The 22,080-nt window shown below is 60.9% G+C and carries 23 protein-coding genes and 4 tRNA genes; 17 read left to right on the forward strand and 10 right to left on the reverse strand.

What is annotated here, in order from left to right:
- Positions 1 to 43 precede the first annotated feature (43 nt).
- On the reverse strand, positions 44 to 724 hold the full coding sequence (aat, locus tag C8K61_RS02210; protein ID WP_108094535.1) for a leucyl/phenylalanyl-tRNA--protein transferase: 681 nt from the start codon (positions 722 to 724) through the stop codon (positions 44 to 46).
- Positions 725 to 784: 60 nt separating this feature from the next.
- A complete protein-coding gene (gene trxB / locus C8K61_RS02215; RefSeq protein WP_108094536.1) occupies positions 785 to 1,732 on the reverse strand; it encodes a thioredoxin-disulfide reductase in 948 nt (315 codons plus the stop codon).
- A gap of 222 nt (positions 1,733 to 1,954) precedes the next feature.
- Between trxB and ftsK the strand changes: the two genes are divergently transcribed.
- Genes ftsK through cysG form a run of 6 tightly spaced genes read left to right on the forward strand, consistent with a single transcriptional unit; the run spans position 1,955 to position 9,474 of the window.
- The gene (gene ftsK, locus C8K61_RS02220; protein WP_108094537.1) at positions 1,955 to 4,363 is read left to right on the forward strand and encodes a DNA translocase FtsK; all 2,409 of its coding nucleotides are present in this window, start codon (positions 1,955 to 1,957) and stop codon (positions 4,361 to 4,363) included.
- A gap of 47 nt (positions 4,364 to 4,410) precedes the next feature.
- Positions 4,411 to 5,037, forward strand: a complete 627-nt coding sequence (gene lolA / locus C8K61_RS02225; protein WP_108094538.1) for an outer membrane lipoprotein chaperone LolA — start codon at positions 4,411 to 4,413, stop codon at positions 5,035 to 5,037.
- A gap of 49 nt (positions 5,038 to 5,086) precedes the next feature.
- Positions 5,087 to 6,412, forward strand: a complete 1,326-nt coding sequence (locus C8K61_RS02230) for a replication-associated recombination protein A (protein WP_108094539.1) — start codon at positions 5,087 to 5,089, stop codon at positions 6,410 to 6,412.
- Positions 6,409 to 6,783 carry a fluoride efflux transporter CrcB gene (crcB, locus tag C8K61_RS02235; protein WP_108094540.1) on the forward strand — a complete coding sequence of 125 codons (375 nt, stop codon included), beginning with the start codon at positions 6,409 to 6,411 and terminating at the stop codon, positions 6,781 to 6,783. The genes C8K61_RS02230 and crcB overlap by 4 nt, the downstream gene beginning before the upstream one ends.
- A 15-nt stretch (positions 6,784 to 6,798) precedes the next feature.
- The gene (gene serS, locus C8K61_RS02240; protein WP_108094541.1) at positions 6,799 to 8,079 is read left to right on the forward strand and encodes a serine--tRNA ligase; all 1,281 of its coding nucleotides are present in this window, start codon (positions 6,799 to 6,801) and stop codon (positions 8,077 to 8,079) included.
- Positions 8,080 to 9,474, forward strand: a complete 1,395-nt coding sequence (gene cysG, locus C8K61_RS02245; RefSeq protein ID WP_108094542.1) for a siroheme synthase CysG — start codon at positions 8,080 to 8,082, stop codon at positions 9,472 to 9,474.
- A 109-nt stretch (positions 9,475 to 9,583) separates the two neighbouring features.
- Here the strand turns inward: cysG and C8K61_RS02250 are convergent, their stop codons facing one another.
- The 7 genes from C8K61_RS02250 to C8K61_RS02280 form a co-directional block, all read right to left on the reverse strand.
- Positions 9,584 to 10,573: a glutathione S-transferase family protein gene (locus tag C8K61_RS02250; RefSeq protein ID WP_108094543.1), complete on the reverse strand. Its 990-nt coding sequence runs from the start codon at positions 10,571 to 10,573 to the stop codon at positions 9,584 to 9,586.
- Between the two features lie 89 nt (positions 10,574 to 10,662).
- Positions 10,663 to 11,661, reverse strand: a complete 999-nt coding sequence (locus C8K61_RS02255; RefSeq protein WP_108094544.1) for a glycosyl transferase family protein — start codon at positions 11,659 to 11,661, stop codon at positions 10,663 to 10,665.
- Complete coding sequence (locus C8K61_RS02260) at positions 11,658 to 11,993, reverse strand: TusE/DsrC/DsvC family sulfur relay protein (RefSeq protein WP_108094545.1); 336 nt, start codon at positions 11,991 to 11,993, stop codon at positions 11,658 to 11,660. The genes C8K61_RS02255 and C8K61_RS02260 overlap by 4 nt, the downstream gene beginning before the upstream one ends.
- Positions 11,990 to 12,289, reverse strand: a complete 300-nt coding sequence (gene tusB / locus C8K61_RS02265; protein WP_108094546.1) for a sulfurtransferase complex subunit TusB — start codon at positions 12,287 to 12,289, stop codon at positions 11,990 to 11,992. Before tusB ends, C8K61_RS02260 begins: the two co-directional genes overlap by 4 nt.
- Positions 12,289 to 12,648 carry a sulfurtransferase complex subunit TusC gene (gene tusC / locus C8K61_RS02270; protein WP_108094547.1) on the reverse strand — a complete coding sequence of 120 codons (360 nt, stop codon included), beginning with the start codon at positions 12,646 to 12,648 and terminating at the stop codon, positions 12,289 to 12,291. Before tusC ends, tusB begins: the two co-directional genes overlap by 1 nt.
- Before the next feature lies 1 nt (position 12,649).
- Complete coding sequence (tusD, locus tag C8K61_RS02275) at positions 12,650 to 13,042, reverse strand: sulfurtransferase complex subunit TusD (protein WP_108094548.1); 393 nt, start codon at positions 13,040 to 13,042, stop codon at positions 12,650 to 12,652.
- A gap of 99 nt (positions 13,043 to 13,141) precedes the next feature.
- A complete protein-coding gene (locus C8K61_RS02280; RefSeq protein ID WP_108094549.1) occupies positions 13,142 to 13,810 on the reverse strand; it encodes a Bax inhibitor-1/YccA family protein in 669 nt (222 codons plus the stop codon).
- 131 nt (positions 13,811 to 13,941) lie between these two features.
- Between C8K61_RS02280 and C8K61_RS02285 the strand changes: the two genes are divergently transcribed.
- From C8K61_RS02285 to C8K61_RS02325, 9 genes are all read left to right on the forward strand, one after another.
- Positions 13,942 to 14,029: transfer RNA gene (locus C8K61_RS02285), tRNA-Ser, on the forward strand.
- A 246-nt stretch (positions 14,030 to 14,275) separates the two neighbouring features.
- Positions 14,276 to 14,920: a UvrY/SirA/GacA family response regulator transcription factor gene (gene uvrY, locus C8K61_RS02290; RefSeq protein ID WP_108094550.1), complete on the forward strand. Its 645-nt coding sequence runs from the start codon at positions 14,276 to 14,278 to the stop codon at positions 14,918 to 14,920.
- 1 nt (position 14,921) lies between these two features.
- Entirely contained in the window at positions 14,922 to 16,748 is a 1,827-nt protein-coding gene (uvrC, locus tag C8K61_RS02295) for an excinuclease ABC subunit UvrC (protein ID WP_108094551.1), read from the forward strand.
- 33 nt (positions 16,749 to 16,781) lie between these two features.
- Positions 16,782 to 17,339, forward strand: coding sequence for a CDP-diacylglycerol--glycerol-3-phosphate 3-phosphatidyltransferase (pgsA, locus tag C8K61_RS02300; protein WP_108094552.1), 558 nt, complete (start codon positions 16,782 to 16,784; stop codon positions 17,337 to 17,339).
- A 65-nt stretch (positions 17,340 to 17,404) separates the two neighbouring features.
- Positions 17,405 to 17,480: transfer RNA gene (locus C8K61_RS02305), tRNA-Gly, on the forward strand.
- A 43-nt stretch (positions 17,481 to 17,523) separates the two neighbouring features.
- Positions 17,524 to 17,597 (forward strand) — tRNA-Cys (locus tag C8K61_RS02310).
- Positions 17,598 to 17,747: 150 nt separating this feature from the next.
- Positions 17,748 to 17,833: transfer RNA gene (locus C8K61_RS02315), tRNA-Leu, on the forward strand.
- 248 nt (positions 17,834 to 18,081) lie between these two features.
- Positions 18,082 to 18,546 carry a hypothetical protein gene (locus C8K61_RS02320; RefSeq protein ID WP_108094553.1) on the forward strand — a complete coding sequence of 155 codons (465 nt, stop codon included), beginning with the start codon at positions 18,082 to 18,084 and terminating at the stop codon, positions 18,544 to 18,546.
- 170 nt (positions 18,547 to 18,716) lie between these two features.
- On the forward strand, positions 18,717 to 19,331 hold the full coding sequence (locus tag C8K61_RS02325; RefSeq protein ID WP_256589359.1) for a response regulator transcription factor: 615 nt from the start codon (positions 18,717 to 18,719) through the stop codon (positions 19,329 to 19,331).
- Between the two features lie 64 nt (positions 19,332 to 19,395).
- On the opposite strand, the gene C8K61_RS02330 is transcribed toward C8K61_RS02325, so the two are convergent.
- The gene (locus C8K61_RS02330) at positions 19,396 to 19,683 is read right to left on the reverse strand and encodes a hypothetical protein (RefSeq protein ID WP_108094555.1); all 288 of its coding nucleotides are present in this window, start codon (positions 19,681 to 19,683) and stop codon (positions 19,396 to 19,398) included.
- 139 nt (positions 19,684 to 19,822) lie between these two features.
- Between C8K61_RS02330 and C8K61_RS02335 the strand changes: the two genes are divergently transcribed.
- Positions 19,823 to 21,184 (forward strand): UDP-glucose/GDP-mannose dehydrogenase family protein, encoded by a 1,362-nt coding sequence (locus C8K61_RS02335; protein WP_108094556.1) that lies wholly within the window; start codon positions 19,823 to 19,825, stop codon positions 21,182 to 21,184.
- Positions 21,185 to 21,231: 47 nt separating this feature from the next.
- Positions 21,232 to 22,071, forward strand: a complete 840-nt coding sequence (gene galU, locus C8K61_RS02340; protein ID WP_108094557.1) for a UTP--glucose-1-phosphate uridylyltransferase GalU — start codon at positions 21,232 to 21,234, stop codon at positions 22,069 to 22,071.
- Positions 22,072 to 22,080 lie beyond the last annotated feature (9 nt).

Below are 22,080 nucleotides of genomic sequence, written 5' to 3' on the forward strand. Positions count from 1 at the left end.
TTGAGAGCCTGGGCTTAAGTGTATGCCAGGGTTCCGCACTCGACTAGGCGACCCAGTCGGCTGTGCTCGGTTGATCCAGGTGGCGGGCAAGAAAGCCGGCGAATTCAGCCCGGGCAATCGGCCGCGCGCCGAAGCTGTGCAGGTGCTGGGTGGGCATCTGGCAATCGATCAATACAAAGCCCCAGGCCTTGAGGTGCGCGACCAGGGTGGCGAAGCCGACTTTGGAGGCGTTGTCCGCATGGCTGAACATCGACTCGCCGAAAAACAGCTGCCCCATCGCCAGGCCGTACAGCCCGCCGACCAGCTTGCCGTTCTCGCGTACTTCCACTGAGTGGGCAAAGCCCTGCTGATGCAGCTTCAGATAAGCGGCCTGCATGGCGTCGGTGATCCAGGTGCCATCGGCGTAACTGCGCGGGCCGGCGCAGGCGGCGATCACGGCGGCGAAGTCCTGGTCGAAGGTAACTTGATAGCGGCCCTGGCGAATCACCTTGGCCAGGCTGCGGGAGACATGGATTTCGTCCGGGAATAGCACCGTGCGCGGGTCTGGCGACCACCAGAGAATCGGCTGGCCCTCGGCAAACCACGGAAAGCAGCCATGCCGGTAAGCCGCCACCAAGCGCTCGGCACTAAGATCGCCGCCGGCCGCCAGCAGGCCATCGGGATCGCGCAGGGCTTTCTCTAGCGGGGGGAAGTCGAGGTTGGTGCGTTGCAGCCAAGTGAGCATGGTCAGGCCCGGCCGAAGAGAGGAGGGCGGGCCGCCAGGGCCCGCCTAACGAAGCGATGCTTACAGATCCAGGTACTTCTCAGCATCCAGCGCAGCCATGCAGCCGGCACCGGCCGAGGTAATGGCCTGGCGGTAGACGTGGTCAGCCACGTCGCCGGCAGCAAACACGCCTTCGATGTTGGTGGCGGTGACATTGCCTTCACTGCCGCCTTTGATCAGCAGGTAGCCGTCACGCATTTCCAACTGGCCGGTAAACAGATCGGTGTTTGGCTTGTGGCCGATGGCGATGAATACGCCAGCCAGTTCCAGTTCCGAGGTCTCGCCAGTGTGGCTGTCGCGCAGGCGCACGCCGGTCACGCCTTTGTTGTCGCCCAGTACTTCGTCGAGGTTCTGGTTCCAGTGCAGGCGCATGTTGCCGTTGGCGGCTTTGTCGAACAGCTTGTCCTGAAGGATTTTTTCAGCGCGCAGCTTGTCGCGACGGTGCACCAGGTGCACTTCCTTGGCGATGTTGGACAGGTACAGCGCTTCTTCCACGGCGGTGTTGCCGCCGCCAATCACTGCCACAACCTGGTTGCGGTAGAAGAAGCCGTCGCAGGTGGCGCAGGCGGAAACGCCCTGGCCAGCGAAGGCTTCTTCGGAGGGCAGGCCGAGGTATTGCGCGGAGGCGCCGGTGGCGATGATCAACGCGTCGCAGGTGTAGGTGCCGCTGTCGCCTTTTAGGGTGAACGGCTTGCTCTGCAACTCGGCGGTGTGGATGTGGTCGTAGACAATCTCGGTGTCGAAGCGCTCGGCGTGTTTCTGCATGCGCTCCATCAACGCCGGGCCGGTCAGGCCTTCGACGTCACCGGGCCAGTTGTCGACTTCAACGGTGGTGGTCAGTTGGCCGCCCGGTTGAATGCCGGTAATGACCAAAGGTTTGAGGTTGGCCCGTGCGGCGTACACAGCAGCGCTGTAGCCGGCAGGGCCGGAGCCCAGGATGATCAGGCGTGAATGCTTGACTTCGCTCATAAAAAGACCCCATAAGCCTTTGTCACAAAAGAGAATGCGTGCTCCAATTGGGCCGCACGAAAGATGCTGGCGGCTATGCTACACCGAAGCAGCAGAGCCCGGCAAAACGCACCACAGGCAAGCCTGGGCGCGTGGCAACAAGCGGGTAAATCCGTACAATGGCCGAGTTTTCGCCGCCAATCGTTTAGTTGGACGCGCCACAAGCGCAGGAAAAGACGCGTTTTGAAGAATTCCACCACCACCGCTCAAGCACCAGTCTGGCGTCAGCAATTGCACTACCGGCTCAAGGAAGGTGCACTGATCGCCCTCGGTGCGCTGTGCCTCTATCTGTGGATGGCATTGCTGACCTACGACCAGAATGATCCGGGCTGGACCCACACCAGCAACGTGGTGCAAGTGCAGAACGCCGCAGGCCGCGCCGGCGCCTGGTTTGCCGACATCCTGTTTATGGCCCTCGGCTATTTCGCTTACCTTTTTCCTGGCCTGCTGGTCATCAAGACTGTGCAGGTGTTTCGCAATCGCCATGAGCCGTGGCAGTGGAATGGCTGGCTGTTTTCCTGGCGGCTGATCGGCCTGGTGTTCCTCGTGCTGTCCGGCGCCTCGCTGGCGTATATCCATTTTCACTCCGGCGGCACCATGCCTGCATCTGCGGGCGGCGCGCTGGGCGAAAGCCTCGGTCAGTTGGCCGTAGCTGCGTTGAACGTGCAGGGCAGCACGCTGCTGTTTATCGCTTTGTTCCTGTTTGGCCTGACCGTGTTCAGCGACCTGTCGTGGTTCAAGGTGATGGACATCACCGGCAAGATCACCCTCGACCTGTTCGAGCTGATCAACAGCTTGATCAATAACTGGTGGAGCTCGCGGGTCGAGCGCAAACAGCTGGTCGCGCAACTGCGTGAAGTCGACGACCGCGTCAGCGAAGTTGCCGCCCCGGTAGTGCATGACCGCCGCGAACAGGCCAAGGTCAAAGAACGGATCATCGAGCGCGATGACGCCCTGAGCAAACACATGACCGAGCGTGAAAGCCGCCCGGCACCAATCATTACCCCGCCAGCACCGCCTAAGGCCGCCGAGCCGAGCAAGCGCGTGCAGAAAGAGAAGCAGGTCTCCCTGTTTGTCGACAGCGCGGTAGAAGGCACGCTGCCACCGATTTCCATCCTCGACCCGGCCGAGAAAAAGCAGAAAAAGTTCTCCCCGGAATCCCTGGAGGCCATGTCGCGGCTGCTGGAGATCAAACTCAAGGAGTTTGGCGTCGAAGTCATCGTCGAGTCAGTGCACCCGGGCCCGGTGATCACCCGTTTCGAAATCCAGCCGGCCGCCGGAATCAAGGTCAGCCGTATTTCCGGCCTGGCTCGCGACCTGGCGCGTTCGCTGGCGGTAATGAGCGTGCGGGTGGTGGAAGTGATTCCCGGCAAGACCACCGTCGGCATCGAGATTCCCAACGAAGACCGCCAGATCGTGCGCTTTTCCGAGGTGTTGTCGTCGCCTGAGTACGACGACGCCAAGTCGCCAGTCACCCTGGCCCTGGGTCACGACATCGGCGGCCGTCCGGTGATTACCGACCTGGCGCGCATGCCGCACCTGCTGGTGGCCGGTACCACCGGTTCCGGTAAGTCGGTGGGCGTGAACGCGATGATTCTGTCGATTCTGTTCAAGTCTGGCCCGGAAGACGCCCGACTGATCATGATCGACCCGAAAATGCTCGAGCTGTCGATCTACGAAGGTATTCCGCACCTGTTGTGCCCGGTGGTCACCGACATGAAGGAAGCGGCCAACGCCCTGCGGTGGAGCGTTGCCGAGATGGAGCGCCGCTACAAGCTGATGTCCAAGCTCGGCGTGCGTAACCTGGCCGGCTTCAACCGCAAGGTCAAAGACGCTGAAGAAGCGGGCGAGCCGATTGCCGATCCGCTGTACAAGCGCGAAAACATTCACGACGAAGCGCCGCTGCTGCACACCCTGCCAACCATCGTGGTAGTCGTCGACGAGTTCGCCGACATGATGATGATCGTCGGCAAGAAGGTTGAAGAGCTGATTGCCCGTATCGCGCAAAAAGCCCGTGCTGCCGGTATCCACCTGATTCTCGCCACCCAGCGCCCATCGGTGGATGTGATCACCGGCCTGATCAAGGCCAACATCCCGACCCGTATGGCGTTCCAGGTATCGAGCAAGATCGATTCGCGGACCATCCTCGACCAAGGCGGCGCCGAACAGTTGCTCGGCCACGGTGACATGCTTTACCTGCCGCCCGGCACCGGTTTGCCGATTCGCGTGCATGGCGCCTTCGTTTCCGACGAAGAAGTTCACCGCGTGGTGGAAGCTTGGAAATTGCGTGGCGCGCCGGATTACATCGACGACATTCTCAATGGCGTGGAAGAGGCCGGCAGCGGCTTTGAAGGCGGTGGCGGTGGTGGTGAAGGCAGCGAGGGCAGTGAAGACGACCCGCTGTACGACGAAGCCGTACGCTTTGTCACCGAAAGCCGTCGCGCCTCGATTTCTGCGGTGCAGCGCAAGCTGAAGATCGGCTACAACCGCGCCGCGCGCATGGTCGAAGCGATGGAAATGGCCGGTGTGGTCACCGCCATGAACACCAACGGCTCACGTGATGTGATTGCCCCGGCGCCGATTCGCGACTGACGACGCCTGTTACCCCTTTTATGTGTGACCCAATGACGAGGATTTACATGCGCCTGATCCGCTTGCTGTTGCTGGCTGCCCTGGCTGTTGCCGCGATCCCGGCACAAGCCGATGACGAAGCTGCGGTGCAAAAACTCACCCAGTTGCTCAGCCAGGCCCAGACCATCACTGCGCGCTTTTCCCAGCTGACCCTCGACGGCGGCGGTACCCAGCTGCAGGAAACGGCCGGTGAGCTGGCGTTGAAACGTCCGGGCCTGTTCCGCTGGCACACCGACGAGCCGCAGGAGCAACTGCTGGTGTCCAACGGCCAACAAGTGTGGCTGTACGACCCTGACCTGCAGCAGGTGACCATCCAGAAGCTCGACCAGCGCCTGACCCACACCCCGGCGCTGCTGCTGTCCGGTGATGTGTCGGAAATCCGCCAGAACTTCGATATCAGCTTCAAGGAAGCCGGCGACGTGGTGGACTTCACCCTCAAGCCGAAAGCCAAAGACACCCTGTTCGATAACCTGCGTCTGTCGTTCCGCAAAGGCGTGATCAACGACATGCAGCTGATCGACAGTGTCGGCCAGCGCACCAATATCCTGTTCCTGGCAGTGAAGATGAACCCGGCGGTCGACGCCAAGCAGTTCACCTTCGAGGTGCCGGCCGGCGCCGACGTCATCCAGGAATAACCGTCGGTTCATAAAGAGTTGCTTTAACCACGAGACGCTGCTGCAGCCCATGGATCTGTTCCGCAACACCCCCGTCGCTCAACCCCTGGCTGCCCGCTTGCGTGCGGCCAGCCTGGACGAGTACGTCGGTCAGGAACACCTGTTGGCCCGCGGCAAGCCACTGCGTGAGGCGCTGGAGCAGGGCGCGCTGCATTCGATGATTTTCTGGGGCCCGCCGGGGGTGGGTAAAACCACCCTGGCGCGCCTGTTGGCGCAGGTCTCCGATGCGCATTTCGAGACCATTTCCGCCGTGCTGTCCGGGGTCAAAGAAATTCGCCAGGCGGTGGAAGTTGCCCAGCAGCACGCCGCGCAGTACGGCCGTCGTACCATCCTGTTCGTCGACGAAGTGCATCGCTTCAACAAGTCGCAGCAGGACGCCTTTCTGCCTTACGTGGAAGACGGCACGCTGGTCTTCATCGGCGCCACCACGGAAAACCCCTCGTTCGAACTGAACAACGCCTTGCTCTCGCGGGCGCGAGTTTACGTGCTGAAAAGCCTCGACGAGGAAGCGCTACGCAAGTTGGTGCACCGCGCACTGACCGACCCCAAAGGCCTGGGTGATCGTCACCTGACCCTGCCGGAGGAGAGCTTCAAAATCCTCATGGCGGCCGCTGATGGCGATGGCCGCCGCCTGCTGAATTTCCTCGAGAACGCGGCTGACCTCGCTGAAGATGATGGCGAGCTGAGCGTCGACCTGTTGCAGAACCTGCTTGGCGACAGTCGTCGGCGTTTCGACAAAGGCGGCGAGGCGTTTTACGACCAGATTTCTGCGCTGCACAAGTCAGTCCGCGGCTCCAGCCCTGACGGTGCGCTGTACTGGTTCGCGCGCATGCTCGACGGTGGCTGCGACCCGCTGTATATCGCTCGCCGCGTGGTGCGCATGGCCAGCGAAGACATCGGCAATGCCGACCCGCGTGCACTGACCCTGTGCCTGAACGCCTGGGATGTGCAGGAGCGCCTGGGCAGCCCAGAGGGTGAATTGGCGGTGGCCCAGGCCATCGTCTACCTGGCCTGCGCGCCGAAGAGCAACGCGGTTTACAACGCCTTCAAGATGGCCATGCGCGATGCCGCCGAACAGGGCTCGCAAGAGGTGCCGCTGCACCTGCGCAATGCGCCGACCAAGTTGATGAAAGAGTTGGGCTATGGCGATGAATACCGCTACGCCCATGACGAGCCCGATGCCTATGCCGCTGGTGAAGACTACTTCCCGGATGCACTTGAGCCCCGGCAGTATTACCAGCCGGTGCCGCGAGGCCTGGAACTGAAGATTCGCGACAAGCTCAACCACCTGGCGGCGCAAGACCAGGCCAGCCCCCGGCAGCGGAGAAAACCATGATTCGCCTGATTCTCGCGGTAGCCATTGGCGGCGCCGTTGGCACCCTGGTGCGCTTCGCTACGGGTAACTGGATCGCGGCCAATTGGCCGCAGCATTTCAGCCTCGGCACCTTTCTGGTGAACATCGTTGGCTGCCTGCTGATTGGGTTGTTGTACGGTTTCTTTTTGATGCGCCCGGAACTGCCGATAGAATTGCGCGCAGGTCTGATCGTGGGCTTCCTTGGCGGCCTGACGACGTTTTCTTCCTTTTCCCTCGACACACTGCGCTTGCTGGAAAGCGGGCAGTTGCCACTGGCCCTTGGCTACGCGGCGCTCAGTGTGTTCGGCGGCCTGCTCGCCACCTGGGCGGGCTTGCTCCTGACCAAACTCTGATGATGAGAGACGAACATGCTTGATCCGAAACTGATCCGTAGCGAACTGCACGCCATTGCCACACGCCTGGCCACCCGTGGCTACCAGCTGGATGTCGCGCGCATCGAGTCGCTCGAAGCGCAGCGCAAGACCGTGCAGAGCAGCACCGAGCAGTTGCAGGCCGAGCGTAACGCCCGTTCGAAATCCATCGGCCAGGCCAAGGCCCGTGGCGAAGACATCGGCCCGCTGATGGCTGACGTCGACCGTATGGCCACTGAACTGGCCGACGGCAAAGTACAACTGGAGGCCATTCAGGCCGAACTGGACAGCATTCTGCTGGGCATTCCCAACCTTCCGCACGAATCCGTGCCGGTTGGCAAAGACGAAGACGACAACGTCGAAGTGCGCCGCTGGGGCACGCCGACCAGTTTCGACTTCCCGATTCAGGACCACGTCGCCCTCGGCGAGCTGCACGGCTGGCTCGACTTCGAGCGCGCCGCCAAGCTGTCCGGCGCCCGTTTTGCCATCCTGCGCGGCCCAATTGCTCGTCTGCACCGAGCCCTGGCGCAGTTCATGATCAACCTGCACACCGGCGAGCACGGCTACGAAGAGGCTTACACCCCGTACCTGGTGCAGGCGCCGGCGCTGCAAGGCACTGGCCAGCTGCCGAAGTTCGAGGAAGACCTGTTCAAGATCAGCCGCGAAGGCGAAGCCGATCTGTACCTGATTCCGACCGCCGAAGTGTCGCTGACCAACATCGTCAGTGGCGACATTCTCGACGCCAAGCAGCTGCCGCTGAAATTCGTTGCCCACACGCCGTGCTTTCGCAGCGAAGCCGGTGCGTCCGGTCGCGACACCCGCGGCATGATCCGTCAGCACCAGTTCGACAAGGTCGAGATGGTCCAGATTGTCGAGCCGAGCACCTCCAACGAAGCGCTGGAAGGCCTGACCGCCAACGCCGAGAAAGTCCTGCAACTGCTCGGCCTGCCATACCGTGTTCTGGCGCTGTGCACCGGCGACATGGGCTTTGGCGCGGTGAAAACCTACGACCTCGAAGTGTGGGTGCCGAGCCAGGACAAATTCCGCGAAATCTCCTCCTGCTCCAACTGCGGTGACTTCCAGGCCCGTCGTATGCAAGCACGCTGGCGCAACCCGGAAACCGGCAAGCCTGAGCTGGTGCACACCCTTAACGGTTCCGGTCTGGCCGTAGGCCGCACCCTGGTGGCTGTGCTGGAAAACTACCAGCAGGCCGACGGTTCGATCCGCGTGCCAGAGGTGCTCAAGCCGTATATGGGTGGCATCGAGGTCATCGGTTAAATGGACTTTCTGCCGCTGTTTCATAACCTGCGCGGGCAACGCGTGTTGGTGGTTGGCGGCGGCGAGATTGCCTTGCGCAAATCGCGGCTGGTCGCCGACACCGGCGCCGTGCTGCGAGTGGTTGCGCCGCAGATCGACAGCCAACTGGCGGCCCTGGTGGCATCGACCGGGGGGGAGCAGTTGCTGCGTGGCTACGGCGAGGCGGATCTGAACGGCTGCGTGCTGGCCATCGCCGCCACGGATGACGAACCGCTGAATGCCCAGGTGTCGCAAGACGCCCGGGCTCGCGGCGTGCCGGTCAATGTGGTCGATTCGCCAGCGCTGTGCAGTGTGATTTTTCCCGCCATTGTCGATCGTTCACCGCTGCTGGTGGCGGTCTCCAGTGGCGGCGATGCGCCGGTTCTGGCGCGGCTGATTCGCGCCAAGCTGGAAACCTGGATTCCCGCCGCCTACGGAAGTTTGGCTGGCCTGGCCAAGCGTTTCCGCGCGCCAGTCAAAGAGCGCTTCCCCGACCTGCAACAACGCCGCGTGTTCTGGGAGGACGTGTTCCAGGGGCCGGTGGCCGAACGCATGTTGGCCGGGCAGGGCAGTGAGGCCGAGCGCCTGCTACAAGCGCGGCTGGACGGCGAAAGTGGCGAGGTAAAAGGCGAGGTGTATCTGGTCGGTGCCGGCCCTGGCGATCCCGACCTGCTGACCTTCCGCGCCCTGCGCCTGATGCAGCAAGCCGATGTGGTGCTGTACGACCGTTTGGTGGCGCCGGCCATCGTCGAACTGTGCCGCCGCGATGCCGAACGCATCTACGTGGGCAAGCAGCGCGCCGATCATGCGGTGCCGCAAGAGCAGCTCAATCAGCAGTTGGTCACGCTAGCCAAGCAAGGCAAGCGCGTACTGCGCCTGAAGGGCGGTGACCCGTTTATCTTTGGTCGTGGTGGCGAAGAGATCGAAGAGCTCGCTGCCCATGGCATCCCTTTCCAAGTTGTGCCGGGCATCACCGCCGCCAGCGGATGCGCGGCTTACGCCGGTATTCCGCTGACCCATCGCGACTATGCGCAGTCGGTGCGCTTCGTCACCGGGCACCTGAAGGATGGCAGTACCGATCTGCCCTGGCCGGACCTGGTCGCGCCGGGTCAGACCCTGGTGTTCTACATGGGCCTGGTGGGCTTGCCGTCAATCTGTGAGCAGTTGGTTTTACACGGCCGTAGCAGCGATACGCCGGCTGCATTGATCCAACAAGGCACAACCCACAACCAGCGTGTGTTCACCGGCACACTCGGCAATCTGCCGAAATTGGTGGCGGAGCATGAAGTGCATGCGCCGACGCTGGTGATTGTTGGTGAGGTCGTGACCTTGCGCGACAAACTGGCTTGGTTCGAAGGCGCTCAGTCTCAGGTTTAACGCATTCCCGTAGGAGCGGCTTCAGCCGCGATGCTTTTGGGTTTAGAAAGGCATCGCGGCTGATCGGAATGCCGCCCAGCCGCTCCTACGAATTTCCATCCATTCAAATTCAGGCGCTTTGCCCCGGCAACCGATCGCGATCGTGCGGGCGAGCAAAATCCTGCAACGGCCCCTTCGGCACCACCCCGGTCGGGTTGATGGTCAGGTGGCTGGCGTAGTAGTGGTGCTTGATGTGTTCGAAGTCCACGGTCTGCGCCACGCCCGGCCACTGGTACAACTCACGCAGCCAGTTGGACAGGTTCGGGTAATCCTCGATGCGCTTGAGGTTGCACTTGAAGTGGCCGTGGTACACCGCATCGAAGCGAATCAGGGTGGTGAACAGACGCCAGTCGGCTTCGCTGATCTGTTCGCCGGCCAGGTAGCGCTTCTGCCCCAGCAAGGTTTCCAGTGATTCGAGGGTGTTGAACAGACCGTCGAAGGCTTCTTCGTAGGCTTCCTGAGTGGTGGCAAAGCCAGCGCGGTAAACGCCGTTATTGACGTTCGGGTAGATGCGCTCGTTGAGGGCGTCGATCTCGCCACGCAGGGCTTCGGGGTAGAAGTCCAGGTGGTTGCCGGTCAGCTCGTTGAAGGCCGAGTTGAACATGCGGATGATCTCGGACGACTCGTTGCTGACGATGCGCTTGAGCTTTTTGTCCCACAGCACTGGCACGGTAACGCGGCCGGTGTAGTGGGCATCGTCGGCGGTGTAGCGCTGGTACATCAGGTTGAGGTTGTCCAGCGCGTCGCCGGTGGAGCCATGGGCGGTGTCGAAGGTCCAGCCGTTTTCGCGCATCAGCCAACTGACTACCGACACGTCGATCAGGCTTTCCAGGCCCTTGAGCTTACGGAAAATCAGGGTGCGGTGGGCCCATGGGCACGCCAGGGAAATGTACAGGTGATAGCGGCCAGCCTCGGCTTTGAAGCCGCCTTCGCCGCTCGGGCCGGGCTCGCCGGTGGCCGTTACCCAGTTACGCCGCTGGGCGTTTTCGCGTTTGAAGCGGCCGCCATCAGCGGTGTTGTACCACTGGTCCTGCCACTGGCCATCGACTAATAAACCCATGACTCAAATCCTCTGCTGTTTAGCGTTGGAGAGAAGTCTATGCCGATCAGTTCGAACGAATGGCGCAAAATCCGCCTCGGAATGATCGGTTAAATCGATTTGTTGCGGTTTTCCCAGTAACTTTCCGCTTGGGTGAAGGCTGCATCACGGGGCACGTCCATGCCGCGCAGGGCCAGAGCGACGGTGGCCAGAACGGCCAGGCGGCCATAGCTGTCTTCTACCTCGCCGCGCCAGAACGCAGCCAAGTGCTCAGGCTGCAGGCGCTCAGGTTTTACGTGGCGTTGCGGCGACAGGGCCGGCCATTCCTCGTCCCAGCTGGCGCCGCCTTCGGTGCCGTACAGGTGGGAGGTAGCGTCCGGGTTCATCTCGATTTCGCCGCCATCACCCTTGATCACAATGGCTTTGTCGCCGAGCAGTTGGCTGGCTTCGCGGTGCGCTGCCTGGTAGCCAGGATGGAAGATACTTTGCAGGCCGCAACGGGCGTTGAGCGGGTTGAGTACGCGGGCCAACGAGTGGATCGGCGAGCGCAGGCCGAGGGTGTTGCGCAGGTCGATCATCCGCTGCAGTTGCGGCATCCAGTCCTGTAGCGGAAAAAACGCCAGGTTGTGCGTGGCGAGCGCTTGCTCGGTGGCTGCCCAGTCGCGGCACAGCGAAATGCCCAGCAGCTCAAGCAGCTGTTCGCTGTACAGGCGCCCGGCGGTATGCGCGCCGCCACCGTGCATAAGGATGCGCACGCCATTGTTGGCCAGGCATTTGGCCGCCAGTAGGTACCAGGGCAGGTGGCGTTTCTTGCCGGCGTAGGATGGCCAGTCGAGGTCAATCTGCACGCTCGGCGCGTTCAGGCGGGCACGCACTGCCTGCGTGAAGCCGGCGAGCTCTTCCGGGCTTTCTTCCTTATGGCGCATCAGCATCAGAAAGGCGCCGAGCTGGGTGTCTTCGACCTGCCCATCGAGCAGCAGGCCCATGGCCTCGCGGGCTTCGTCCTGGGTCATATTGCGCGCGCCACGTTTGCCCTTGCCGAGAATGCGCACGTACTGAGCGAAAGGGTGTTCGGCGGGGGTGATCAGGGTTAGCGGCTGAGCGGTCATAGGCAGTTGGTCGGCTTCGGCAGGCCCGCCAGTTTGGCGGCCAATTTGGCTGGGGTGCCTTTGAACAGGCGATTGAGGTGCAGGCTGTTGCCCTTGTCGGTGCCGAGTTTCAGCGCCACGTACTTGATCAGCGGGCGGGTGGCCGGCGACAGCTGGAATTCGGCATAAAAATCGCGCAGCAGGTTGAGCACCTCCCAGTGCTCGGGGCTCAGGGCTAGCTCTTCCTCGGCAGCGAGGGCCTCGGCGGCGGCGGGCGACCAGTCATTCAGGTCAGCCAGGTAACCGTCTTTATCCAAGGCGATGGCGCGGTCGGCGACGATCAGGTGAGTCATAGCCAGCTGTTGACCTTGGCAAAGGCGCCGCACAGTTCGACGAAGGCCGGGTAGTCCACCACCTGCACCCGCGACGGCGGGGTGATGGCGCGCGCCTGCAGGTCTTCGTCGAGCGCATACAGCGCGATGGTGTCGGGCATCAGCCCTAGGGCTTGTAACTGGGCGGTGCGGGGCTGCAGGGCGTAGGTGGCATCGCCGGTCAGTAGCAGACCGTCGCCAGGGCCGAGCAAGCGCAGGCAGCTAACCAGGCGGGAGTCGCTGAAGGGCGAGTGGGACAGCATGTGCAGGGTGGCCATTAGAGCGTGATCACCTGGTCGTATTGGGCTATCAGGACGGTGAGGGCGGCGTCATCCAGGGCTTCGGTCGTCGGACTTAATACCTGAGTGGTCAGGCCGCGTTCCTCAAGGCTGCGGGCGGAGCTGTACAGCGTCTCGACACCGAACAGTGGCAGGGCTTGCAGGTTGGCGGTGAGGTCTTTCTGTTGCAGCACCGTTGCCTGTTGCGCGGGTTGCAGTTGGAACACGCCATCGTCGAGAAACAACATGGCAATCGGCAAATCGAAGGCGCCGCCGGCCAGGGCAATGTCCAGTGCTTCGCGGGCGCCGGGGCCAGACCAGGGCGCCTGGCGGCAGATGATCAGGAGCGACTTGGCCATCTCACGGCCCTCCAAAGCAGACGAGGCGGTCGGCCAATTGTGTGGCTTCGTGCAACTGCCCCAGGCCGGAAAGCTCCCACGGCTTGGCCAGGCTAGCCGCTTGGCGCTCATAACGTTGCGCCTCTTGCTCATTCAGCACGCCACGGCGCAAGGCGGCGGCAATGCACACCACGCCGTCGAGCTGCTGGGCGTGGACAAAGGCGCTCCAGGCAGCAGCGGTATCCAGTTCGTCCTGTGGCGTCACCGGCGTGCCGGCGGCGCTGTAAACGCCATCCTGATAAAAGAACACCCGCACAATCTCATGACCACCGGCCAACACCGCCTCGGCAAAACGCAAGGCGCGGCGCGAGGAGGGCGCATGGGGCGGAGAGAACAGGGCGATGGCGAACTTCATGGTGCTGACCGATCTGAAAAACTGGCGGAATAATACGGCGTTTGCGCGTCGCAGGCACAAAAAAACCCGCCGAAGCGGGCTTTTTCTACAGCGGTTGGATCAGTCGTCGCTGCTCATGATGCCGAAGATCTGCAGCAGGCTGACGAACAGGTTGTAGATCGAGATGTAGAGGCTGATGGTCGCCATAATGTAGTTACGTTCGCCGCCATGAATGATCTGGCTGGTCTGGAACAGAATGCACACCGAGGAGAACAGCACGAAGCCAGCGCTAATCGCCAGTTGCAGGCCGCTGATCTGGAAAAACATGCTGGCCAGTACCGCGCCCAGCAGAACGAAGAAACCGGCGGTGATAAAGCCGGCCAGGAAGCTCATGTCCTTGCGGGTAGTCAGCACATAGGCGGACAGACCGCAGAACACCAGGGCGGTCATGGCGAAGGCCGAAGAAATCACTTCACCGCCGTTGGGCATGCCCAAGTAGCGGTTGAGAATCGGGCCGAGGGTGTAACCCATGAAGCCGGTGAGGGCGAAGGTGGAAACCAGACCCCAGGCCGAATCACGCAGTTTGACGGTCAGGAAGAACAGGCCGTAGAAACCGGCCAGTACCACCAGAAAGTGTGGGTAAGGAACGCGCATCTGCTGAGCGACATAGGCGACCACACCGCTGAAAGCGAGGGTCAGAGCCAGCAGCCCGTAGGTGTTGCGCAGTACGCGGCTGACTTCTTGCTGCTCGACCTGCGCATGGCCGAGTGCGTAATCTTGTTCGTGCATGGCGACACTCCTATAAGACTGCTTGATGGGTTCCGTGACCGTAGTCCTTGGCGATCATAACAGAGCACTTCGCGCTGCCAACCCAGAGAGTTTGACAGTGTGTTTCCTTTCGGTATGATTCGCCGCACTTTGGAGGTGTGGCCGAGCGGTTTAAGGCAGCAGTCTTGAAAACTGCCGACTGTAACAGGTCCGTGAGTTCGAATCTCACCGCCTCCGCCATCCAGAAAAACAAAAGCCCCGCACTGCGGGGCTTTTGTTTTTCTGGCGTCCTGCACCGATCAACGCGAAGCGCTGGCCAGCGACCCTTGCGGAAGGGGCTTGTCAGGGGCTGAAAATCAATTTGTTGGCGTTGGCTATTTGACGGTTTTGAGCCAAGCTAGGCCATGCGGTGTCTTTTTTGTTAAGGTGTTCGCCATCCCATAAGACCGCTTAAATATGCGGCTTTGACGCACAACGAGGTGTCGCTTGATTAGGGTGCTAGTGGTCGATGACCACGATCTGGTTCGAACCGGTATTACGCGCATGCTCGCCGACATCGATGGCCTTCAGGTGGTCGGTCAGGCCGACTCCGGCGAGGAGTCGTTGAAGAAAGCCCGAGAGGTGAAGCCGGATGTTGTCCTGATGGACATCAAGATGCCGGGTATTGGTGGCCTGGAAGCCACCCGCAAGCTCCTTCGCAGTCACCCCGACCTCAAGGTCATCGCTGTCACCGTATGTGAGGACGACCCGTTCCCGACTCGCCTGCTGCAGGCCGGTGCCGCCGGATACCTGACCAAGGGTGCGGCGCTGGAAGAGATGGTGCAGGCCATTCGCATGGTGTTTGGCGGTCAGCGCTACATCAGCCCGCAAATCGCGCAGCAGTTGGCGCTGAAGTCATTCCAGCCGCAAACCAGTGGTTCGCCCTTCGATCTGCTCTCCGAGCGCGAAATCCAGATCGCCCTGATGATCGCTGGTTGCCAGAAAGTGCAGACCATCTCGGACAAGCTGTGCCTGTCGCCGAAGACGGTGAACACCTACCGCTACCGTATTTTCGAAAAGCTGGAAATCACCAGTGACGTGGAGCTCGCCCTGTTGGCCGTGCGCCACGGGATGGTCGATGCCACCAGTTGAAATGAGCGAACCGTTTGACTCCAGCGCGTTTTTAGCCACCAGCAGTGGCCGCCCCGGTGTATATCGAATGTTCGATGCCGAGGCCAAGCTGCTGTACGTGGGCAAAGCCAAAAACCTGAAAAAGCGCCTGGCCAGTTACTTCCGCAAGACCGGGTTGGCGCCTAAAACCGCCGCCCTGGTGGCCAAGATCGCGCAGATCGAAACCACCATCACCGCCAACGAAACCGAAGCGTTGCTGCTTGAGCAGACGCTGATCAAGCAATGGCGGCCGCCGTACAACATCCTGTTGCGCGACGACAAATCCTACCCTTACGTCTTTCTTTCCGACGGTGACTTCCCCCGTCTGAGTATTCACCGTGGGGCGAAGAAACTTAAAGGTCGGTATTTCGGGCCGTACCCGAGCGCGGGGGCGATTCGTGAGAGTTTGAGTCTGCTGCAAAAGACCTTTCTGGTCCGCCAGTGTGAAGACAGTTACTTCAAGAACCGCACCCGCCCTTGTCTGCAATACCAGATCAAACGCTGCAAGGGGCCATGCGTGCCGGGCCTGGTCGAGGCCGATGAATATGCGCAGGACGTGCGCCACTCGGTGATGTTCCTTGAGGGCCGCAGCAACGCGCTGACCGATGAATTGTCAGCAGGCATGGAGCAGGCGGCGATGAACCTGCAATTCGAGCAGGCCGCCGAGCTGCGTGACCAGATTTCGTTGCTGCGCCGCGTGCAGGACCAGCAAAGCATGGAAGGCGGCACCGGTGATGTGGACGTCATCGCTGCCATGGTTAACCCCGGCGGCGCCTGCGTGCACCTGATCAGCGTGCGCGGTGGGCGGGTGCTGGGCAGCAAGAATTTCTACCCGCAAGTGGCAATCGAGGAGGGTGTAGGTGAGGTGCTGGCAGCGTTTCTGGCGCAGTACTACCTCGGCAGCCACGAGCGCGATTTGCCCAGCGAGTTGATCGTCAACACCGACCACGAAGACTTCCCCGTATTGATCGAGGCCATCCATTCGCTGCGCGGTCGCGAACTGGCCATCAGCTACAAGGTGCGTGGCACCCGTGCGCGTTGGCAGCAGTTGGCAGTGACCAACGCCGAGCTGGCGCTGGCCTCGCGCTTGGCTGATCGCCAGCATATCGCCGCGCGTTTCGAAGCCCTTGCCCAGGCGCTGAACATGGATGAAATACCGCAGCGCATGGAGTGCTTCGACATCAGCCATTCCAGCGGCGAAGCGACCGTGGCCTCCTGCGTGGTGTTCGGGCCGGAAGGGCCGCTGAAGTCCGACTACCGTCGCTATAACATCGAAGGCGTTACTGGTGGCGATGACTATGCGGCCATGCACCAGGCGCTGACCCGCCGCTTCAGCAAGATCAAAGAGGGCGAGGGCAAGTTGCCCGATATCCTCCTGGTCGACGGCGGCAAGGGGCAGTTGGCGATGGCCCGCGACGTGCTGCAGGAACTGGCGGTGCCGGACCTGATCCTGCTCGGCGTGGCCAAAGGCGTGACCCGCAAGCCCGGCCTGGAAACCCTGTACCTCAACGATGCGGCCCACGAGTTCACCTTGCCGGGCCACTCGCCGGCCTTGCACCTGATTCAGCAGATCCGCGACGAATCCCACCGTTTTGCCATCACCGGCCACCGCGCCCGCCGCGGCAAAACCCGGCGCACCTCGAACCTCGAAGAAGTGCCAGGCGTGGGGCCCAAGCGCCGCCGCGAGTTACTCAACCACTTTGGCGGCCTGCAGGAATTGGCTCGTGCCAGCAGCGATGAAATCGCCAAAGCACCTGGAATCAGTAAAAAGCTCGCCGAGTCGATTTATGCCGCCCTACACAGCGAGTAGAATGCCCGCTCACCTCGCAGCCTAGTTGTGCCGATGAATATTCCCAACCTGCTTACCGTACTGCGCGTTCTACTGATTCCGATCTTCCTGTTGCTGTTTTACTTGCCGGTTTCATGGAGCTATCTGGCTGCCAGCGCGGTATTCGCTGTGGCGGCTGCTACTGATTGGCTGGATGGTTACCTGGCACGCAGATGGGAGCAGAGCACACCCTTTGGTGCCTTTCTCGACCCCGTCGCCGACAAGCTGATGGTGGCGGTTGCCTTGGTGGTGCTGGTGGAAGAACACCACACCATTTGGTTGACCGTGCCGGCGGCCATCATCATCGGCCGGGAAATCGTGATTTCCGCATTGCGCGAGTGGATGGCCGAGCTGGGTGCCCGTGCCCACGTCGCGGTATCCAACCTGGGCAAATGGAAGACTGCGGCGCAAATGCTGGCCCTGGTGATCCTCCTGGCCAGCCCGCCCTCCGAAACCGTCCGTGTGCTGTTGGGCTTTGGTCTATTGATCATCGCCGCTGGCCTGACCCTGTGGTCGATGGTGCATTACCTGATTGCCGCGTGGCCGCACCTCAACCCTAACAAAGATAAATAAGCTTTTTTGAATCAAGGGGTTGACGGGGTGTTTGGATTCTATAGAATGGCGCCCGTCACCAAGACGCGGGAATAGCTCAGTTGGTAGAGCACGACCTTGCCAAGGTCGGGGTCGCGAGTTCGAGTCTCGTTTCCCGCTCCAATTTGTTGACGTTGACGCCGCAGTTTGCGGCGTCTTCGTTTGAGGCCGAGTAGCAAAATGGTTATGCCGCGGATTGCAAATCCGCTTACGCCGGTTCGATTCCGACCTCGGCCTCCATTATAGGAAAGCCCCGTAGATCATTGATTTACGGGGCTTTTTCTTTTCTGCTTTGGGAAAAGGACGGAGCCCTGGAAGCTTGCTTAGCGCGATAGGGCTGTATATATTCCGCCCTCGTCATGCGCCACCGGCCATGACCGACGCACCATCGCCCGGATGGCGAAATTGGTAGACGCAAGGGACTTAAAATCCCTCGTTCTTTGAACGTGCCGGTTCGACCCCGGCTCCGGGCACCATTTAAATACAAAGGCTTATCTGCAGTGATGCAGGTAGGCCTTTGTTGTTTCTGGGTCGAAACTTCTATTGTTGCGGGCATCAATTTTTTATTTTTGCGCTCTTGGTGAGGCCGTCTGCTATGGCCAGCCCTGTCATAGCCGGATTTAAGCGCCGATAACGTTGATCAGCCTTCAGAGGTCCAGCCGGCCAGATGGCGGTAAAGGAACCTGCTTGGGTAAGCTGCGATTACCTTGAAAAGGAGCAATAGATGAAACGGATTTTAATCACCAGCCTGTCCATCGCCTGTGCTCTAACCGGTTTGTCCGGCTGCGCCACAAAGCCAACCTCGGTGCCGGACACCGCCTCAGTCGCCGAGGCGAAGGCAAGAGCTGCCGCCGATGATCAGCGGCTTCGCGAAGAGTTTTCGGGCGCTCAAGCGCTGGTGGTGCTGGGTTGCTCAGAGAAGCTTCACATCGCCAGCGTGGATCGTCCTGAGGATATGGTGGCGATCAAAGCCTGCACGGACACACAGGTGAGCGATATCTCCAATGCGGTGTTGGCGCGTCTGGAAGCGGGTGAGTTCCCGGCGAATGAAACGGGGCAATTTATCCTCAGGCAAGCCGTGGTCTTTTTGCAGACCTACAGCGAGGGCGCCAGAAGCCGGGAGTCCGATCAGCTGATTCAAAGCGCGATGGAGCATGTACGGGGTGCTCGCTCGTTTACGTCCGAATAGTGCCGCCTGGCTTTTCTGTAGCGGCTTGGCCTCGTCCCAGGCGGTAACTCGTTAAATCTTTCACGTTTCCTACACGTTTTGCGCTTCGGTACTACGATCAGATTGCGCGCGGGCCAACGCTGTGGCGCGTTCCGCTCATTGTCGATCGAGGTGATTGCTTGGCTAGAGTATTGATCGCAGATGACCATGAGGTCATTCGCATGGCGACCAGGATGACGCTGGAGAAAGCGGGGCATGAGGTGGTGGGGGAGGCTAGCAATGGCGTGGAGGTGGTCAGCAAGGTTCGCGAGCTGGCGCCGGACCTGATCATTCTTGATATGGATATGCCGCAACTCGATGGTTTTGCTGTGCTGCAACGTCTGCATGCGGAGCCAAAACCGGCCAAGATCATTGTGTTTTCTGGTTTGGATGCCAGTCGTTATGCGGTGCGTTGCGCGCGGGCCGGGGCGTCCGGTTTCGTAGCCAAGGACAGTGACCTGAAACAGTTGGTCAATGCCGTGCAGATGGTGATGTCGGGCTACAAGCTGTTTCCGGTGACGGAATATTCGTCGGTGGATGGCAGTGCGGTGCAGGCGTCGGAGAAGGAGTTGATCGAAACCCTGTCCGACCGTGAGCTGACGGTGCTGCGTAGCCTGGCCAAGGGCATTCGCATCAAGGACATTGCGGCCGAACTGCTGCTTAGCGAAAAAACCGTGAGCACCTATAAAAGTCGGCTGATCACCAAGCTTCAGGTGGGCAATCTGCTTGAGCTGGTGGAGTTGGCCAAGCGCAATCATTTGATCTGAGGTGCTGCTCAGGGCGGCCGGGCGGCAGATGTCTCCATGCCACGCGCCTTCTCCGGGGCGTCTTTCATCGGCGGCTGCGGATCACCCGTTTGCCCTGATAACGAACTTCATGGTGCAGGTGCCGACCGCTGCTGTTGCCGCTGAGGCCGATGGTCTGTCGGGTAGTGAGCAGGCGGTTGCCATCTAGCGCCGACTCGATCAGTTTGGCCATTTCCGCGGGTGCGGCAGGCGTATTCAGTGATTGCAGCGGCGAGCTGCGGTCTGGTCCGGCCAGCAAAGCCAGGGTGAGGCCAAGGCCAAAGCTCAGAGGGAAGAGGCGGCCAGGTGTATCAGGCTTGCACAGGCTGGTCATGGCGCGCACTGCGGGGCTGAAGGTGTGGCGATTCTGATGAGCCAGTGCAAGCAACGTTTGTCACGTCTCTGCCTCGTTTCCTTCACACGCTTGCCACTGCTTTTCGCTGCAATCGTCGAAACCCTAGGGAGAGTCGGCGATGCAGCTATGTGTAATTGGTGCGGGGTATGTGGGGCTGGTTACAGCCGCCTGTTTTGCCGACATGGGTAACGAGGTGGTGTGTGTGGAAACCGACCCCTTTCGCCTTACCCGTTTACAAGCCGGTGAAGTGCCAATCCACGAACCGGGCTTGCAAGCTCTGTTGACCAGCCACCTGGCCAGCGGCCACTTGCGCTTCACCCGCCAGTTGGCCGAAGGCGTCGAGCGTGCCGCCGTGGTGTTCATCGCCGTCGGCACGCCCAGCGAAGAAGATGGTTCGGCCGATCTCAGCCATGTGCTGGCGGTGGCCGAACAACTGGGTAGCACCCTGCGTCATGCCTGTCTGGTGGTGAACAAGTCGACGGTACCGGTGGGCACTGCCGAGCGGGTGCAGAAGGTGATCAATCAACGCCTGCACAGCCGGCAACTGGCGCTGCAGGTTACAGTCGCCAGCAACCCCGAGTTTCTCAAGGAAGGCTCGGCGATCGACGACTTCATGCGCCCTGACCGGGTGTTGCTGGGCTGCGCCGATAGCGCCAGCGAGGAGCTGTTGCGCCGCCTGTACGCGCCGTTTGTGCGCAATAACGAGCGGGTGCTGTGCATGGACGTGCGCGCCGCCGAGTTCAGCAAGTACGCCGCCAACGCCTTTCTCGCCACCAAAATCTCCTTTATCAACGAGATGGCGGGTCTGTGCGGGTTGCTCGATGTCGATATCGAGCAAGTGCGCCGGGGCATTGGCAGTGACAAACGGATCGGCACGCACTTTATCTACGCTGGGTGCGGCTATGGCGGTTCGTGTTTTCCCAAGGACGTCAAAGCGCTGATCCATAGCGCCGAACAGCAGGGTTTTGAACCCGCCATTTTGCGCGCGGTGGAAGCGCGCAATGCCTTGCAGAAAACCTTGTTGTTCGAGGCCCTGCGCGAGCATTTCAGTGGCCACTTGCAGGGGCGGGTAGTGGCTTTGTGGGGGCTGGCGTTCAAGCCCGGTACCGATGATTTGCGCGAAGCACCGAGCCTGGTCCTGTTGGACGCCTTGCTGGCCGCCGGCGCACGGGTGCAGGGTTGTGATCCTGTGGCCTGCGACGGTGTGGCGGCGCGGTATGCCCAAGCGCTCGCCAGCGGCCAGTTGAAGCTAGGTGAATCGCCCTATACGGCAGTGGAGGGCGCGGATGCGCTGGTGTTGGTCACCGAATGGAAGCAGTTCCGTCAGCCGGATTTCCGCCGCGTTCGCGGTCTGATGCGTATGCCGGCGCTGTTCGATGGCCGCAATATTTACGATTCGTTGGAACTATCTGAGCTAGGGTTTCTCTATCGTGGCATTGGTCGCCCTGTGGCGGACCATTGTAAGGCGAGTGCCGCCTGATTAGACTGCGCGGCACTAACGGTACGACCCTTCTTTCAAGGACTCACATGATCAAGAAATGCTTGTTCCCGGCTGCTGGTTACGGTACTCGCTTCCTGCCAGCGACAAAGGCCATGCCCAAGGAAATGCTGCCGGTGGTGAACAAGCCGCTGATTCAGTATGGCGTCGAAGAAGCCCTGGAAGCCGGGCTTTCGGAGATCTCCATCGTTACTGGCCGTGGTAAGCGCGCCCTGGAAGACCACTTCGACATCAGCTACGAGCTGGAGCACCAGATCAAGGGCACCGACAAGGAAAAATACCTGGTCGGCATCCGTCGTCTGATCGACAACTGCAGCTTCTCCTACACCCGTCAGGTAGAAATGAAAGGCCTCGGCCACGCCATTCTGTCCGGCCGCCCGCTGATCGGTGACGAACCCTTCGCCGTGGTACTGGCGGACGACCTGTGTGTAAACCTCGAAGGCGACGGCGTACTGACCCAGATGGTCAAGCTGTACAACCAGTTCCGCTGCTCGATCGTGGCCATCCAGGAAGTGCCGAAGGACGAAGTGTCCAAGTACGGCGTGATCGCTGGCGAAATGATCCGTGACGACATCTACCGTGTGAACAGCATGGTCGAGAAGCCGAAACCGGAAGATGCACCGTCCAACCTGGCGATCATCGGCCGCTACATCCTGACCCCGGACATCTTCAAATTGATCGAAGAAACCGAGCCAGGTAAAGGCGGCGAAATCCAGATTACCGACGCCCTGATGAAACAGGCGCAAGACGGTTGCGTACTGGCCTACAAATTCAAAGGCCAGCGTTTCGACTGCGGCGGTGCGGAAGGCTATATCGACGCCACCAACTTCTGCTTCGAAAACTTCTACAAGACCGGCAAGGCCTACTAAGGCCGACCC

This window comes from Pseudomonas sp. GV071 (assembly GCF_003050835.1).
Classification (GTDB): Bacteria; Pseudomonadota; Gammaproteobacteria; order Pseudomonadales; family Pseudomonadaceae; genus Aquipseudomonas.

Coding starts and splice junctions, on each gene's coding strand:
- C8K61_RS02320 (WP_108094553.1), top strand. CDS start 18,082: ATGAAACGGATTTTAATCACCAGCCTGTCCATCGCCTGTGCTCTAACC.
- tusD (WP_108094548.1), bottom strand. CDS start 13,042: ATGAAGTTCGCCATCGCCCTGTTCTCTCCGCCCCATGCGCCCTCCTCG.
- uvrC (WP_108094551.1), top strand. CDS start 14,922: ATGAGCGAACCGTTTGACTCCAGCGCGTTTTTAGCCACCAGCAGTGGC.
- C8K61_RS02255 (WP_108094544.1), bottom strand. CDS start 11,661: ATGACCGCTCAGCCGCTAACCCTGATCACCCCCGCCGAACACCCTTTC.
- tusC (WP_108094547.1), bottom strand. CDS start 12,648: ATGGCCAAGTCGCTCCTGATCATCTGCCGCCAGGCGCCCTGGTCTGGC.
- crcB (WP_108094540.1), top strand. CDS start 6,409: ATGATTCGCCTGATTCTCGCGGTAGCCATTGGCGGCGCCGTTGGCACC.
- lolA (WP_108094538.1), top strand. CDS start 4,411: ATGCGCCTGATCCGCTTGCTGTTGCTGGCTGCCCTGGCTGTTGCCGCG.
- galU (WP_108094557.1), top strand. CDS start 21,232: ATGATCAAGAAATGCTTGTTCCCGGCTGCTGGTTACGGTACTCGCTTC.
- aat (WP_108094535.1), bottom strand. CDS start 724: ATGCTCACTTGGCTGCAACGCACCAACCTCGACTTCCCCCCGCTAGAG.
- C8K61_RS02280 (WP_108094549.1), bottom strand. CDS start 13,810: ATGCACGAACAAGATTACGCACTCGGCCATGCGCAGGTCGAGCAGCAA.
- C8K61_RS02250 (WP_108094543.1), bottom strand. CDS start 10,573: ATGGGTTTATTAGTCGATGGCCAGTGGCAGGACCAGTGGTACAACACC.
- pgsA (WP_108094552.1), top strand. CDS start 16,782: ATGAATATTCCCAACCTGCTTACCGTACTGCGCGTTCTACTGATTCCG.
- serS (WP_108094541.1), top strand. CDS start 6,799: ATGCTTGATCCGAAACTGATCCGTAGCGAACTGCACGCCATTGCCACA.
- trxB (WP_108094536.1), bottom strand. CDS start 1,732: ATGAGCGAAGTCAAGCATTCACGCCTGATCATCCTGGGCTCCGGCCCT.
- C8K61_RS02260 (WP_108094545.1), bottom strand. CDS start 11,993: ATGACTCACCTGATCGTCGCCGACCGCGCCATCGCCTTGGATAAAGAC.
- cysG (WP_108094542.1), top strand. CDS start 8,080: ATGGACTTTCTGCCGCTGTTTCATAACCTGCGCGGGCAACGCGTGTTG.
- tusB (WP_108094546.1), bottom strand. CDS start 12,289: ATGGCCACCCTGCACATGCTGTCCCACTCGCCCTTCAGCGACTCCCGC.
- C8K61_RS02335 (WP_108094556.1), top strand. CDS start 19,823: ATGCAGCTATGTGTAATTGGTGCGGGGTATGTGGGGCTGGTTACAGCC.
- C8K61_RS02230 (WP_108094539.1), top strand. CDS start 5,087: ATGGATCTGTTCCGCAACACCCCCGTCGCTCAACCCCTGGCTGCCCGC.
- C8K61_RS02330 (WP_108094555.1), bottom strand. CDS start 19,683: ATGACCAGCCTGTGCAAGCCTGATACACCTGGCCGCCTCTTCCCTCTG.